A 15,091-nucleotide genomic window follows, 5' to 3' on the forward strand; every position below is an offset into this window, starting at 1 on the left:
CTGCTTTTTTCAATAATTTTTGGAAAAACGGATGCGGATTTACGGTGAGTTAAACTAATGTTTTTTACGGCCGGTAAGGCTTCAGGAATTCGTAGGTAATCTCATTCAAGTACCGTTCAATAAATTCTTCTTCTTCCTGAACATCTATTGCAAGAAGCGTGGCAGCAGCATGATCATTCAGATTTATTGCTAGGTGGGCAGCAGATCCATAGGCGGCTATTTTGTAATGGGCGAGTTTACGGGAAGTAAGGATGAGGGCAATTTCGCAGTTTACAATATCATCTGAAAATATGGTAAAATGTTTATTTGCCTCATTCAGCAAAGCAATAATGGCTGCACATTCTTTCGATTTAAGAGATTCATTCTGCATTTGAAAAATTTTTTCCAGCCGCTCTTTGTGCTTTAGATGGATTATCAAATGATTCTTTAAGATAAATTTAAGCTTTTCTGATTTAATTTTATGGCTGATTTTTCCGAATTCAGTAAAAATAATATTTTCGGAGAAATACAGTTCTTTTAGGCTTTCAGAAAAAAATCTGCGTAATGTTTTTCTGGAGTTTAACGGTGAACGGTTTAAAATTATAGCCGTCGTTTTGATGTGGATTTTCCATGATTCCAGGATTTTATCAGAATAGAAACGTAAAGCAGCCATTAACAATACAAAATGTTTTTTATGGATAGCATGGCATCCAATTTTGTGCCGATAAATGGCAGACAGTAAAATAATTAAGCCGTTTTCCTTTCCAGCTATTTTTCCTGCTTCTATTGAAAGCAATTAAGTTTTTTCAGTCACAAGGTACATGGGATCTTCGAGAATATTCACCTCAATAATGGCTTCAGCATTCTTCAGAAGCGTGCGGCAATCCGGACTTAAATGTTGAAGACGGACTGTTTTTCCGGCTTTGTGATAACGGCTGGTGATCGCATTTAACGCTTCGATCGCCGACATATCCACGACACGGCTTTCAGCGAAGTCGATGATGATTTCCTGCGGATCGTTTGCTACATCAAACTTTTCCGCGAAACCGGTAACTGAACCGAAAAACAGAGGGCCGTAAATTTCATAATGCTTCACACCGTTTTCATCGGTATGTTTTCGGGCACGGATCCTTTTCGCATTATCCCAGGCAAAAACCAGTGCAGAAATAATTACTCCAATTAAAACTGCCAATGCCAGATTATGAAGGAATATGGTAATTAAAGTCACCACAATCATCACAAAAATATCGGATTTTGGCATGCGTTTGAAAATCCTCAGACTTGCCCATTCGAACGTACCGATAGCGACCATGATCATTACGCCAGTTAGCGCAGCCATTGGTAGTTTCCCGATTACAGGTGCGCCTACTAAAATAATAAGTAAAATGGTTAAAGCTGCTACAATCCCCGAAAGTCTGGCGCGGGAACCCGCAGAAAGATTTACAAGCGTTTGGGCAATCATAGGGCAGCCGCCCATTCCGTAGAAAAAACCGTTCAGGATATTGGCGCCGCCCTGAGCGATACATTCGCGGTTGCTGTTGCCTTTGGTTCCGGTAATTTCGTCTACCAGATTCAGGGTTAAGAGTCCTTCCGTTAAACCTACAGCTCCCATAATCAATGCGTATGGAAAAATAACTTTTAAAGTTTCCAGATCGAACGGAATATTGGGAATATGAAAAGGCGGTAAACTTCCGCTTACAGAAGCAATGTCTTCCACCTTTTTAGTCTCGATTCCAAAGATCATCACGATGGCGAAAACGATCATAATTGCTGCCAGGGAAGCAGGAATTTTCTTCGTGAATTTTGGCAAAATAATGACGATGCCGATCGTAAGCGCTACCAGCCCTGCCATGATAAGAAAAGGCGTGCCGCTGAGCCATTCGGTCTGACCGTTGGTGGTTATTTTGAACTGTTCGAGTTGAGACATGAAAATGACAATCGCCAGCCCATTTACAAAACCAAACATCACGGGTTGCGGAACCAGCCGTATAAATTTACCCAGTTTTAAAAGTCCTACGAAAATCTGAATGATACCCGCCAGGGCGATTGCTCCGAAGACATATTCCAAACCGTGAGACTTCATCAGTGCGATCAATACAATTACTGTAGCACCTGCACCGCCGGAAATCAGTCCAGGTCTTCCGCCGAATATTGCCGTAACAAGTCCCATAATAAATGCGCCGTAAAGCCCAACCAGTGGCGGGAATCCGGCGAGAATCGCGAAAGAAAGCGACTCGGGAATCATGGTCATTGCCACGGTAAGTCCGGCCAGGATTTCGGTGCGGTAGTTTATTTTCTGGGAAAAATTGAACAAGTTCAGAGCAGCTTTCATCGGTAAATTAATGCTGCAAAAATAGTTGTTTGAGAAAGAAACGACAAGTCGCGCAGTTTTCCGCTTTGATATACTTTTATAATAGTTGCAATCTTGGTAGGAGAGCTCACGGAAAATAAAAAAGCACGGCCATACAAACCGTGCTTTTAAAGTTTAGGCCTCGTGGCCGTACATTTTGTTGTAGAGTTTTATATAGCGCTCTTTCACCGCTTTACGCTTCAGTTTAAGCGTTGGTGTGAGTACGCCGGAATCGATGGTCCAAACTTCCGGGGTGAGCTCGAAACGTTTAATTTGTTCCCAGCTGCCTAATTTAGTGTTGAGATAGTCGATTTCCTTACCAATTCTTTCTTTAAGTTCAGGACTGTTGGCCATTTCTTCCGGAGTTGTTCCCACGTTGATCTGCTTACGTTCTGCCCAGTGCTGCACGAAATTGAAATCGGGCTGAATCAATGCGCAAGGCATCTTTTCGCCATCACCCACCACCATGATCTGCTCGATGAATTTCGAAGCCTTTGCCTGATTCTCGATGACCTGAGGCGCAACATATTTTCCGCCTGAAGTTTTGAACATTTCTTTTTTACGGTCGGTGATATGCAGATAACCTTCATCATCGATATGTCCGATGTCGCCGGTTTTAAAATAGCCGTCCTCTGTGAAAACTTCTTTGGTCATTTCTTCATTCTTGAAATATCCTTTAAATACAGAAGGTCCTTTTACGGTAATTTCGCCGTCTTCCTGAATTTTAACGTCAAGATTTTCAAGCACATGGCCTACGGTTCCGACTTTAACTTTGCCGAAACTGTTTACTGAAATCACCGGGGAGGTTTCAGTTAAGCCATATCCTTCTAAAATGGGGATTCCCGCGTTCTGGAACATTTTGTTAAGTCGTGGCTGCAGTGCTGCCGAACCGGAGACTAACGTGATGATGTTTCCACCCAAACCTTCTCTCCATTTAGAGAATACCAGTTTATCCGCAATCATCTCCATTAATCCGGATGGTTTACCAATATTCTGCTTGGCCTTGTTTACTCCAAGAGCCCAAAGGAAGATTTTAGATTTCAGGCCGCCGGCGCTGGTTCCTTTATCGTAAATCTTGTCGTAAACTTTCTCGATCAGTCTTGGTACTACAGACATGATGTGCGGTTTCACCTCTTTAATGTTGTCGCCCATTTTATCAATGCTTTCAGCAAAATACACAGAATAGCCATTATACTGATAAAGATAGAAGAGCATTCTCTCGAAAATATGACAGATCGGGAGGAAACTTAAAATTCTGATCTCGGTATTCTGAAGACCTTTAACCCGTGGAATTCTGGGGTCTGAAGCCAGTACATTCGCCACAATATTGTGGTGGGTAAGCATTACGCCTTTTGGTTTTCCGGTAGTTCCGGACGTATAGATAATCGTTGCCAAATCTTCAGTATTGATGCTGTTGCTGAGATCATCTACCTCGCTTTGCGTTGCTTCATCGCTGCCCAGATCCAAAATTTCATTCCAGTTGGCTGCACCATCTACCTGATCAAATGTAAAAACACCTTTCAATGAAGATACATTGGGTTTAATTTTATTCACTTTATCCAGCAGTTCGCGGTCTGACACAAAACAGTACTGTACATCTGCATTATTAAAAATAAATTCGTAATCTTCGGGCGAAATCGTAGGATAAACCGGCACCGAGACTGCCCCGATCTGAGAAATTCCGAAATCCATTACTGCCCATTCTGTACGAGTTGCTGTCGTAATGAGGGCGATTTTGTCACTTGGTTTAATTCCCAGTTTCAGTAAACCGCGGGATATTTTATTTCCCTGGTCAACAAATTCTTTTGTTGAAATTTTTTGCCATTCCCCATGGTATTTTGTGATAAACATATCGTCCTGAGGATAGTTTTCCAAAGCATGGCGCGCAAAATCGAAAATCCTTTTTATTGTCATATTTTTTTTGTTTAATGAGTATTTCTGGTAATGTTACGGATAAATAATATTGATTATCGTAAAAATATCATTTTTATTTCAAACAGACAATATTCTGTTAATTGTTACAAGCTTTCTACAAAATAAACATTATTCCCGGCATATAGAATTGTAATCTCATTTATTCATGAATAATTTAAACCACGGGATTTTAGTTTTTTTAATTTTTAGAAAAATTGTAGATTTACAGGCAAACAATTTATATACTTTATGGACTTTAATTTATCTGAAGAACAGTTAATGATTCAGCAGGCTGCAAGAGATTTTGCCAACACAGAACTTTTGCCCGGCGTAATAGAAAGAGATAATGAACAGAAGTTTCCTCACGAACAGGTGAAGAAAATGGGAGAACTGGGCTTTCTGGGGATGATGGTGGATCCCAAATACGGCGGTGCCGGGATGGACAGTGTGTCTTACGTTTTAGCCATGGAAGAAATTGCTAAAGTTGATGCTTCCGCAGCCGTAGTAATGTCGGTAAACAATTCGCTGGTATGCGCCGGACTGGAGAAATACTGTAACGAGGAGCAGAAAATGAAATACCTGAAACCGCTGGCAAGTGGTGAAGTGATAGGTGCTTTCGCTCTTTCTGAGCCTGAAGCAGGTTCTGATGCGACATCACAAAAAACCACAGCGGTAGATATGGGCGACCATTATTTGCTGAATGGGACTAAAAACTGGATTACCAACGGTGGAAACGCAACATACTATATTGTAATCGCACAGACAGATCCAGAGAAAAAACATAAAGGAATTAATGCCTTCATCGTAGAAAAAGGTTGGGAAGGTTTCGAAATCGGCCCGAAAGAAGACAAACTGGGAATCCGCGGAAGTGATACGCATTCTTTGCTCTTTACCGACGTTAAAGTTCCCAAAGAAAACAGAATCGGTGAAGACGGATTCGGGTTTAATTTCGCAATGGCGGTATTGAATGGCGGTAGAATCGGGATTGCATCCCAGGCTTTAGGAATTGCTTCCGGAGCTTATGAACTGGCCCTTAAATATGCAAAAACCAGAAAAGCTTTCAGAACCGAAATCATCAATCACCAGGCGATCGCATTCAAATTAGCTGATATGGCAACGCAGATTACGGCTGCAAGAATGCTGTGCTACAAAGCTGCTGTTGAAAAAGATGAAGGTAAAGACATTTCCGAAATCGGTGCAATGGCAAAACTTTATGCATCACAAGTTGCAATGGATACTACAGTTGAAGCAGTACAAATCCACGGTGGTTACGGTTATGTGAAAGAATATCATGTAGAAAGAATGATGCGCGACGCGAAGATTACCCAGATTTATGAAGGAACTTCAGAAATCCAGAAGATTGTAATTTCCCGCAGTATTGCCAAATAATTTTTAATCACTAAAATCCAGTCATGAAATATCTGTGGATTACTCTTATTGCAGTGGTTTTACTGCTGAGTGGCATCGTTTATTACCGGTATTATTTTGTTTTCGGGGAAGGTGTAAAATCCGGAATTCTGAATTACGCAGTAAAAAAGGGGAATATCTTTAAAACCTACGAAGGCAAATTGATACAGCAGGGATTCGGAACCAATGCGCGTACCGGAAGTTTAATGAGTTATGAATTCGAATTTTCAATTGAAGATGAAGAAATATTCAGACAGCTCGAAATCAATAACGGAAAAACGTTTGATCTCCATTATAAAGAATACCACGGGGCGCTGCCATGGCGCGGAAACACAACTTATATTGTGGACCGTATTGTGAATATGAAATAAAGAAAGCCTTCCAAATACGGAAGGCTTTTTTAATTGCTATCTTTAGATTATGGGTGATTGTTCTCGCAGATTCAGCAATTTTGGCAGATCAAATCTTAAATGAGATGAGCGTTATTAACTCAATCAGCGAGCGTATTTCAACTTTAATTCTTCGGAAGATATTTAGAATAATCTGTATCCGGAGTTTCTGCAGGTTTATCTTCCTGAACAGGTTCGGTGGAAGTCTGGTTCTGGGTTGGATAAGCCGCTGCGTTCTGCTGATTCAGGATTTGCTGTCTTTCAAATTCTTCCTCCGCTTTTTTCTTTTTATTACGGCTGATGAAATACCAAACCAATGCGCCAATCAAAAACAGTGGCCAAAACGGAAGCAAAAAGAGCATGGCATCACCCAAAACTTTGAAACCTTTCATAAAAGCACCGCTGAAGCTGTCTGTATCTTCTTTATCGTCTTTGGTTAAAGCTGTATCTGCGATATTTTCGTTCTGGAGCAGCGTGATTTCAATGTCGCACATTTGCGAGGCGATATAATCTTTACCTTCAGATTCTGTGCTTTTAGATTTTACGTCGCCCAGCTGTCCGGAAAGATTCGAAAGTAACTGATCGAAGTTCTGAAGCGGGACTTTTGCTGTGATATATTCTTTTTGGATGCCTTCATTCTGACTAAAATTTTCAGTTACCAAATCTGCATTGTTTTCTCTGATTTTCTGTTTCAGCAGCGCTTTTGCAGCATTAAGATCATCGACCTGAATTTCAAGTCGGGCGGTTTTTACTATCGGATCTTTTTCTACTACAGCTGGCACAATCACAGGATTATTCTGTTCCTGGGGAGTTGCACGGTTTTCAGCGGCTGAATTATCGGGATTTGGGTTTTGCTTTTTAGTCTGTTTTAGGATTTTATCTGCGGTTCTGGTTAGGACTTTTATGGTGCTTTCGCCATTTTTTAATGCATTATTGGCAGAGTCTAAAGTCTTTACTACTTCAGTTCCGACAACTACATTTTTTGTGATTTTTTCGATCTGTTTGTTAATCGAATCGATTCGCCAGCCGCCTGATTTTATGGTGCTGTCGATGGATTTTTTTTGTTTTTCAATTTCCGGAATGATTACTTTTTTGGTAATCCCATCAGAATCTGTAATGGTTTTTGAGATGGAATCCAAAGTCTTAATTCCATCGTTGGCTTTGGTAAAAAGACTGTCGGCCCGTTTGATATTATCCGTTGTTTGCTGAATCGTACTTTTGTCGCATGAGATTAAGGCAACAGTGGCAATTATGATAAAAAATAAGTTCTTCATGAATTGATTTTATTGGTAAACGCCGGAAAAGAATCAAAATGTATTCCTCAAAACACCAGATTTTGATGAGTATTCCGGTAAATAACTGTAAATAAATGAATTGCAAATCAATTTACAAAATATTTACAAAAAAAATCTCCGGAGCTTCCGGAGATTAAATTTACTGTTTATTTCGGAATTCACTGATGAAGTGCAGTTTCACATTCGGAAATTTTTCTTGCGTCATGTGAATGGTAAATGATGAATCTGCTAAAAATACCAATTGTCCGAACTTGTCTCTCGCCATAAATCGCTGCTTCAATCTCGCAAATTCTTTGAACTCTTCGGATTTTTCATCTGCTTCAATCCAGCAGGCTTTGTGGATCGAAAGGGGTTCGTAGGTACATTTTGCGCCATATTCGTGCTCCAGACGGTATTGGATGACTTCGTACTGAAGTGCGCCCACTGTTCCGATAATTTTTCGGTTGTTCATTTCCAGGGTGAAAAGTTGCGCCACACCTTCGTCCATCAATTGATCAATTCCTTTTGCGAGTTGTTTTGCCTTTAATGGATCATCATTGTTAATATATCGGAAATGTTCCGGTGAAAAGCTTGGAATTCCTTTGAAGTTTATTTTTTCTCCAGCAGTTAAAGTATCTCCAATCCGGAAGTTTCCGGTATCGTGAAGTCCTACAATGTCGCCCGGAAAACTTTCGTCAACCACCTCTTTTTTATCAGCAAAAAAGGCATTTGGAGAAGAGAATTTCATTTTTTTGTTTTCTCTTACCAACAGATAATTTTCATTTCTTTTAAAAGTTCCGGAAACTATTTTTACAAAAGAAAGTCTGTCGCGGTGTTTTGGATCCATATTCGCATGGATTTTAAAGACAAATCCAGTGAAATCTTTTTCTTCAGGTTTTACAAGCCTTGTTTCGCTTTCTTTGGGCTGCGGTTTTGGAGCGATGTCGATAAACGCATCAAGAAGTTCGCGAACTCCGAAATTATTTAGTGCAGACCCAAAAAATACCGGCTGCAGATCGCCCTTAAGATAATCTTCGCGGCTAAATTCCGGATAAACCGACTGAACCAGTTCCAGCTCTTCCCGTAAAGTTGCTGCAGCTTTTGCTCCGATAACTTCATCGATTGTTGTGTCATTGATGTCATCAAATTTAATTGCTTCGCCAACTTTCTGTTTTTTCTCCTCTAAAAATAACTGGATATTATTTTCCCAAATATTATAAATTCCCTGAAAATCCGTCCCCATACCGATCGGCAAAGAAAGCGGACAAACGGTTAAGCCAAGTTTCTGTTCCACTTCATCCAGAAGATCGAAAGCATCTTTACCTTCCCGGTCTAATTTATTAATGAAAACAAACATCGGGATATTTCTCATACGGCATACCTGAACAAGTTTTTCGGTCTGTTCCTCAACTCCTTTTGCCACGTCGATGACAACAATAACAGAATCTACAGCGGTTAATGTACGGTAAGTATCTTCCGCGAAATCTTTGTGACCGGGCGTATCGAGAATGTTGATTTTATGGTCTCTGTATTCAAAAGCCAAAACCGAAGTTGCTACAGAAATACCTCTCTGTCTCTCGATTTCCATAAAATCGGAAGTGGCTCCTTTTTTAATTTTGTTGGATTTTACCGCACCGGCTTCCTGAATTGCACCACCGAAAAGCAGGAGCTTTTCTGTAAGCGTAGTTTTTCCGGCATCGGGATGCGAGATAATTCCGAAGGTTTTTCTTCTTTCTATTTCTTTAATGAGTTCAGACATAATGATATTTGAGTTTGCAAAAATCGTGTTTTTTTATGGAAAATGAAAACCGAGTTTTTGTCGTACTGAAATTCGCTTTTTTATGTTTTTGATTTATCTTTGTTGAAACAAAATTTATGGCAGAAAATTCTCCGGAAAAAAAATATATTTTCGACTGGAAAGGCGCTTTTGCGCTTATTGGCGGAATGATTGTCGCTACCAGCCTCGTTTCACTGCTCAATGTGATCTCCATTTTCATTTTTAATGTCAATCTTCAGTACACGGATTTCTATCTAGTCATCGCAAATGCAGCGGGTTTTCTGGGTGCGATTTTCGCCTTTGATTATTTTATTGCAAGACCGCAGACCGGCAAAAATCTCAACTTTAATTTTTCTCCTACGAATGCCGGAACGTATCTTTTGATTTTTCCGATGATGCTGGGAATGATGTTTATTGCTGAATTTATTACCGGACAAATTCCTATTACCGGACCTTTTTTCGGGAAGTATTATGAGTTTTTCTCCCGTTTGATGGAGCAAATGACGAATGATAAAGCTACGATGATTGTTCTGGCTGTTATTATGGCCCCAATTTTTGAGGAAATTGTATTCCGTGGAATTATTCAGAAAGGTTTAATCAACAAAGGGATGAATCCTGCAACCGCCATCATCATCTCATCAGTAGTTTTCGGGTTGGTTCACGGTAATCCGTGGCAGTTTGTGGGTGCGGTTTTGCTCGGATGCGTTTTAGGACTTGTTTATTATAAGACAAAATCACTGCTGCTACCTGTTTTGCTGCATGCCTTTAATAATCTGTGTTCCTCGATTTTAATTTTTTACGGCGATACCGAAAGTTTCGCTGAGGTACTCCATATTTCCGAATGGATTGTTCTTGGAATCGGAATTCTGCTTTTTACAGTGTTCTATTACCTTTTTACACGGAAATACCGCGTTCATTACTCTGAAAAATAAATTACTAGTACTCAATAATATGGCCAAAGAAATACTCATCGCGACCCACAATCAGCACAAGAAAGAAGAAATTCAGCAGATTTTGGGCGATGGTTTTAAAGTAACTTCCTTAACGGATTACGATATTCACGACGAAATTGTGGAAGACGGAACTTCCTTTCATGAAAATGCACTCATCAAAGCAAAATACTGTTTCGAAAGAACCGGAAAACCAAGTCTGGGCGATGATTCTGGTTTGGTAGTGGAAAGTCTGGGCGGCAGACCCGGCATTTATTCCGCACGATATGCTGGCAACCACGATTTTGGTAAAAATATGGCCAAAGTTTTAGAGGAAATGCAAAACGAAGAAAACCGCAAAGCCTATTTTGTAACCGTAATGTGTCTTGTGGACGAAACCGGTGAATATTATTTTGAAGGCAGGGTTTACGGTAATTTAATTCACGAAATCCGTGGGGAAAAAGGCTTCGGTTATGATCCTATTTTTGTTCCGGAAAACCATGAAATTACTTTTGCAGAAATGAAAGCCGAGGATAAAAACAAGATTAGTCACCGCAAACAAGCGATCGAAAAGTTTCTGAATTTCCTCAATACCTAAAAACCAAAGCAGAAAAAAAACTGCTGATTTAAAATTTTAAGACTGAAATTACCGCCGAAATTTTCAGTTAAAAATTGTATTTTTGCAGTTCAATAAATATTAAAGATGTTAGAAAAGATTGATGAATTATTGGTTGAGGTAGGCAATTTCAGCTCAGCAAATAAAGATGAAATTGAGCAATTCCGAATCAGATTCAGCGGAAAAAAAGGAATTCTGAACGATATTTTCTCCAAATTCAAGGAAGTTCCGAATGAACAGAAAAAAGAATTCGGACAGAAGATCAATACGCTGAAACAGGCTGTAGAGACCAAACTCGAGGAATTAAAAAACGCAACTTCTTCTAACCTTATCCTGGAAAAAGAAGATTTAACCCGTCCGGGATTTTCGTCGGAACTGGGAACCCGCCATCCGATCAATCTGGTAAAAAACAGAATTATCGAAATCTTTAAATCCATTGGTTTTGCCGTTGCTGACGGACCGGAAATTGAAGACGACTGGCATAATTTCACCGCCCTTAATCTCCCGGAATATCACCCGGCGAGGGATATGCAGGATACTTTTTTCATCGAAACCAATCCGGATATTCTTTTAAGAACTCACACTTCTTCAGTACAGATAAGGTACATGGAAGAACACCAGCCGCCGATGAGGATTCTTTCCCCAGGAAGGGTTTTCCGTAATGAGGCAATTTCTTCTCGTTCGCACTGTATTTTCCACCAGATCGAAGGACTTTATATTGATGAAAACGTAAGTTTTGCAGATTTGAAACAGACGATTCAGTTTTTTACTACAGAACTTTTCGGAAAATCTAAAATCAGATTGAGACCATCTTATTTCCCGTTCACCGAACCAAGTGCAGAAGTGGATGTGTATTGGGGATTGAATTCTGAAACCGATTACAGAATCACCAAAGGAACCGGCTGGCTAGAAATTATGGGTTGCGGAATGGTGGATCCTGCAGTTTTAAAGAACGTTAACATCGATGCGGATAAATATTCGGGTTATGCGTTCGGGATGGGAATCGAAAGAATCGTGATGCTGCTTTATCAAATGAGCGACATCCGAATGTTCTTCGAAAACGATAAAAGAATGCTCGAACAGTTTAAATCGCTGTAAAAAATCAAGATAAAAAAAGACCATTTCAATATCGAAATGGTCTTTTTTGTTTTTAGCCTTTATGCTTCAGCCAGTTTTTTGCCTGATTATAGTCGATGTAGTACGTAAGTTTCAGCGAAATATTATCAACCATTGGTTCATTAAACAGTCTGGTGAAATTTTCTTTGATGCCGATTCGGGATTCTTCCAGATAACTTCCAACAGCATTTCTGTATAGCAAAGTGAGTTGACTTCCGGGGGCGAACCACCAGGAATATCTTAAATCTACATTCCATGAATTGAAAGTTCCGTCGCGGTTTTCTGTGAAAATGTTGGTGTCTTTTACACTTCCGTCGGCATTTAAAGTTGAAAATCCTTTGTACGTAACTTCTGAGAAATAGTGGCGGAACGAAAGATTCAGCGCCATTTTGTTGTTGAAAGTGTACTGGGATGAAATTCCGTTTTCTACGGTGAAGCGGTTTCGGGTTCCCATAAAAATGTCATTAGCATCTTTACCGACAAATCCGCGGTCGTGATTTTGGTAATTGAAGTTCGCATCATAATAAAGACGCAGTTTATCGGAAAATTTATAGCTCGGATTCAGCTGATAAATCAACTGGTAACGTCCTTTTTCGTCGAAAGCATAGTAGTCGATATAGGTATTGATGCGGAATTTCTTCCGGTTATCGGTGTTTATGAAAATCCATGGGTTAATCATCGCGGGAACATCCAGATGTCGTCCGGCAGTTCTGGGTTCGTAAATGTCGTTTTCACCCAGTGGCCAAATCATAAGTCCGCCACCGAAATTGAAGAAACTTTTCGTCTGCATTTCGATGCTGTTGTGAATTACAAATTGTGTAAATAAATCCTCATCCAGCCTTCGGTTATGTGAAATATTTAGATTGTAATTCAAAACATTCAAACCACCTTTTGGCTGAAGATAGCGGTAGGAATAATTGGTATTGATGCTGTGGAAGTTTGTGCGGTCGTAATAACCCAAATCGCCAATATCGTAATCCCTGGTTCTCATAAAATAATTGGCGCCAAAACGGTGTACGCCGGAAACTTTATTAAATCCTGCAGAAGATTCGTTGCCGTATTTTGTTTCGCCGTTCATTACGAGACTTTCTTTTGTGCTTCCAAAGTAACGGTACGTATTTTTTTTATTTCTCACATCGAAAAGCAAAGCCGTAACATTGGCGTCGCGAAAATTACCATCCCGTGTAACATTGGTGTTCACAAGTGAAACCGAGGAATTTCCCCCAAAACGCTGATCCAGCACCAAAACATTATAATTTGCCCACGGCTCGATGACTTCTTTGCGGATTTCGCCGGTATTGATATTACGGATTTCCGCGTGCATCTTTTCTGTAACAGCATTGAAAAAGCCAATTCCCAGACCTTTATTCGTTCTTCCTGATACTTTTACAGCATTGAATAATTTTACCTTGTCAGGATTCTCCACAAATTCTTCATCATTATTTAAAGAGGGGCTAAGGGAAGGATGGCCGCCAATTCTTCGGGAGTAAAAGAGGTTTCCTTTGCTAAAAAGCTCCGTACCTTCTGTGAAAAACGGACGCTGCTCCTGAAACTGAACTTCGAAAGGTGAAAGGTTTAAAACCGATTTGTCAAATGAAGTCTGCCCAAAATCCGGAATTAAAGTTAAATCCAGCGTAAAGGCATCATTAATCCCGTATTTTAAATCCATCCCGCCGTTGAAGTTTGCGTCCGTCGTGCCATCAAAACTGTTCAGGTAGGTTGAAAAGTAGGGGAGAAATGAAAGTCTTGTGGGCGGATTAATGTTTTCAATTCCGTTTAGCACTCCGTCATAGAGCATGTAACTGCCTTTCTTGTTATCAACAAAATTCCAGTCGTAGGTGGTGCTGGTTCTGTTAACCAACCTCAGAATATTGATTCCCCATTCCTGTATCTGTTTCTTCGGGAACCTCAGTTCAGAATATGGAATTTTCATCTCAACAACCCAGCCGGTTTCTGTTATTTTTACCGCAGAAAACCAAACGGCATTCCAGCTGAAATCTTCACCGAAATCGTTGGTGAGTTTCGCATCCGCCTGAACTCCCGCTGGGGTAACAAGGAATTCCAGACTTTGCTGGTGGTCATTATAACCGTTTAAAGTGACACCAAAAATATCATCATTTTCTATATTATCTCGTTCAGTAAGTTCTTTAGCGATTTTTGTAGGTTCGTTGTCGAAAAGTACAGCCCCGAAATAAATTCCGGTGTCATCATAAAGAATTTTTACTTCTGACTTTAAGGATTCAACGGCGGGTTTTCCGTTGTTTGGGCGGCGTTCGATAAAATTCGCTGCTGACGGTGCGTTTTCCCACACTCCCTCATCCAGAATTCCGTCAATTTTGGGTGACTTAGTGATTTTTACGGCCGTTGCTTTTTTTCTCGAAATACTGTCTTTAGCGGTATTTTGTGAGAGAATCAGTCCGGAAGTAAGGATCAGAAAGGCGCTGAGAATTCGGGTTTTCATGGAGTTGTAGTTGTTTAGAGATAAGACACCCAAAACAGAACTTTTGTTACATGAAAAAGCAAAAAAAAACCGGATTTCTCCGGTTTATTATGTACTTATGAAGTCTATTTTGTAAAGTTGAGCGGGTATTTTACATTTCTGAAAGAATCAATACTTGCCTTAAGCGAACCTACGACCAGCTCCGCTTTAATAGCTATTGGAACATAGTTTCGGTCGTTACTTACCCATAGGGTTACCCCCTCTTTGTCTTTAAAAACCCGGCCGCTCATTACTTGAGGAACAATTTTCAGCGTGTTGATGGTTCCGAATTTGGTTTTTATGTTTTCTGTGCCCACCACTTTAATCTGGAAAGGGAACATTTCATCATCAATCCAAACATTAAGTTTTTTTACGCTCCCAACTCGCAGATCGGTGGAATCCAGACTTCTCAAATAATAAAAAGCAGACAGCATGTCCTGAACTCCTTTCACAGATTTTAGACTCCGTGAGGTGTTCTTTTCCTTGTCCGTAAGTAAAACGGTGTAATTATTATGATTAAACAGTGCTTCGAGGTGTTGGGTATAACCGCCTTCCTGTACATTTCTTACATAAAAACTTGGGAGTCCTGTGTTGTAATTGATATAACTTTCGTAGCGGTCTTCCACCTTAAAGAATGCACGAACTGCCCCATTAGTGCGTCCATATCCTTTTACATGGAAATGGGGTTGGCCTTTGTATGTAGTTTTTAAAGTGCTTAATGTAGCGGTACCTGCATTGAGTAATCCATAATGTATGCGATAATTTAAGACTTCGCCGGACTGTATGTTATCGAGTTTTTGGGAGAAACCCAATACCAAAAATAAGAGTGAGAATACAGTTAAAATCTTTTTCATGCGGATA

General features: G+C 40.1%; 12 protein-coding genes. 5 read left to right on the forward strand and 7 right to left on the reverse strand.

Features of this window, described 5'->3' with window-relative positions; all coding sequences use genetic code 11:
• Nucleotides 1–64: 64 nt before the first annotated feature.
• The 3 genes from OK344_RS07630 to OK344_RS07640 form a co-directional block, all read right to left on the reverse strand.
• Complete coding sequence (locus tag OK344_RS07630; protein WP_265144238.1) at nucleotides 65–652, reverse strand: DUF892 family protein; 588 nt, start codon at nucleotides 650–652, stop codon at nucleotides 65–67.
• Between the two features lie 123 nt (nucleotides 653–775).
• On the reverse strand, nucleotides 776–2,311 hold the full coding sequence (locus tag OK344_RS07635) for a SulP family inorganic anion transporter (protein ID WP_265144239.1): 1,536 nt from the start codon (nucleotides 2,309–2,311) through the stop codon (nucleotides 776–778).
• 153 nt (nucleotides 2,312–2,464) lie between these two features.
• Nucleotides 2,465–4,243 (reverse strand): AMP-dependent synthetase/ligase, encoded by a 1,779-nt coding sequence (locus OK344_RS07640; protein WP_265144240.1) that lies wholly within the window; start codon nucleotides 4,241–4,243, stop codon nucleotides 2,465–2,467.
• 249 nt (nucleotides 4,244–4,492) lie between these two features.
• On the opposite strand from OK344_RS07640, the gene OK344_RS07645 reads away from it, so the two are divergent.
• Both OK344_RS07645 and OK344_RS07650 read left to right on the forward strand, forming a co-directional pair.
• Nucleotides 4,493–5,632, forward strand: a complete 1,140-nt coding sequence (locus OK344_RS07645) for an acyl-CoA dehydrogenase (RefSeq protein ID WP_265144241.1) — start codon at nucleotides 4,493–4,495, stop codon at nucleotides 5,630–5,632.
• Nucleotides 5,633–5,655: 23 nt separating this feature from the next.
• Complete coding sequence (locus tag OK344_RS07650) at nucleotides 5,656–6,021, forward strand: hypothetical protein (protein ID WP_265144242.1); 366 nt, start codon at nucleotides 5,656–5,658, stop codon at nucleotides 6,019–6,021.
• Between the two features lie 143 nt (nucleotides 6,022–6,164).
• On the opposite strand, the gene OK344_RS07655 is transcribed toward OK344_RS07650, so the two are convergent.
• Together OK344_RS07655 and OK344_RS07660 are read right to left on the reverse strand one after the other, a co-directional pair.
• Nucleotides 6,165–7,313 (reverse strand): DUF4349 domain-containing protein, encoded by a 1,149-nt coding sequence (locus OK344_RS07655; RefSeq protein ID WP_265144243.1) that lies wholly within the window; start codon nucleotides 7,311–7,313, stop codon nucleotides 6,165–6,167.
• A 160-nt stretch (nucleotides 7,314–7,473) separates the two neighbouring features.
• On the reverse strand, nucleotides 7,474–9,072 hold the full coding sequence (locus OK344_RS07660; protein WP_265144244.1) for a peptide chain release factor 3: 1,599 nt from the start codon (nucleotides 9,070–9,072) through the stop codon (nucleotides 7,474–7,476).
• Nucleotides 9,073–9,188: 116 nt separating this feature from the next.
• On the opposite strand from OK344_RS07660, the gene OK344_RS07665 reads away from it, so the two are divergent.
• The 3 genes from OK344_RS07665 (at nucleotide 9,189) to pheS (ending at nucleotide 11,733) form a co-directional block, all read left to right on the forward strand.
• Nucleotides 9,189–10,022: a CPBP family intramembrane glutamic endopeptidase gene (locus OK344_RS07665; protein ID WP_265144245.1), complete on the forward strand. Its 834-nt coding sequence runs from the start codon at nucleotides 9,189–9,191 to the stop codon at nucleotides 10,020–10,022.
• 19 nt (nucleotides 10,023–10,041) lie between these two features.
• Nucleotides 10,042–10,617 (forward strand): RdgB/HAM1 family non-canonical purine NTP pyrophosphatase, encoded by a 576-nt coding sequence (gene rdgB / locus OK344_RS07670; RefSeq protein ID WP_265144246.1) that lies wholly within the window; start codon nucleotides 10,042–10,044, stop codon nucleotides 10,615–10,617.
• Between the two features lie 105 nt (nucleotides 10,618–10,722).
• Nucleotides 10,723–11,733, forward strand: coding sequence for a phenylalanine--tRNA ligase subunit alpha (pheS, locus tag OK344_RS07675; protein ID WP_265144247.1), 1,011 nt, complete (start codon nucleotides 10,723–10,725; stop codon nucleotides 11,731–11,733).
• 52 nt (nucleotides 11,734–11,785) lie between these two features.
• Here the strand turns inward: pheS and OK344_RS07680 are convergent, their stop codons facing one another.
• Both OK344_RS07680 and OK344_RS07685 read right to left on the reverse strand, forming a co-directional pair.
• Nucleotides 11,786–14,212, reverse strand: a complete 2,427-nt coding sequence (locus OK344_RS07680; RefSeq protein WP_265144248.1) for a DUF5916 domain-containing protein — start codon at nucleotides 14,210–14,212, stop codon at nucleotides 11,786–11,788.
• A 104-nt stretch (nucleotides 14,213–14,316) separates the two neighbouring features.
• A complete protein-coding gene (locus OK344_RS07685; RefSeq protein ID WP_265144249.1) occupies nucleotides 14,317–15,084 on the reverse strand; it encodes a DUF3108 domain-containing protein in 768 nt (255 codons plus the stop codon).
• Nucleotides 15,085–15,091: the final 7 nt, after the last annotated feature.

Source organism: Kaistella yananensis (assembly GCF_026107505.2).
GTDB lineage: Bacteria > Bacteroidota > Bacteroidia > Flavobacteriales > Weeksellaceae > Kaistella > Kaistella yananensis.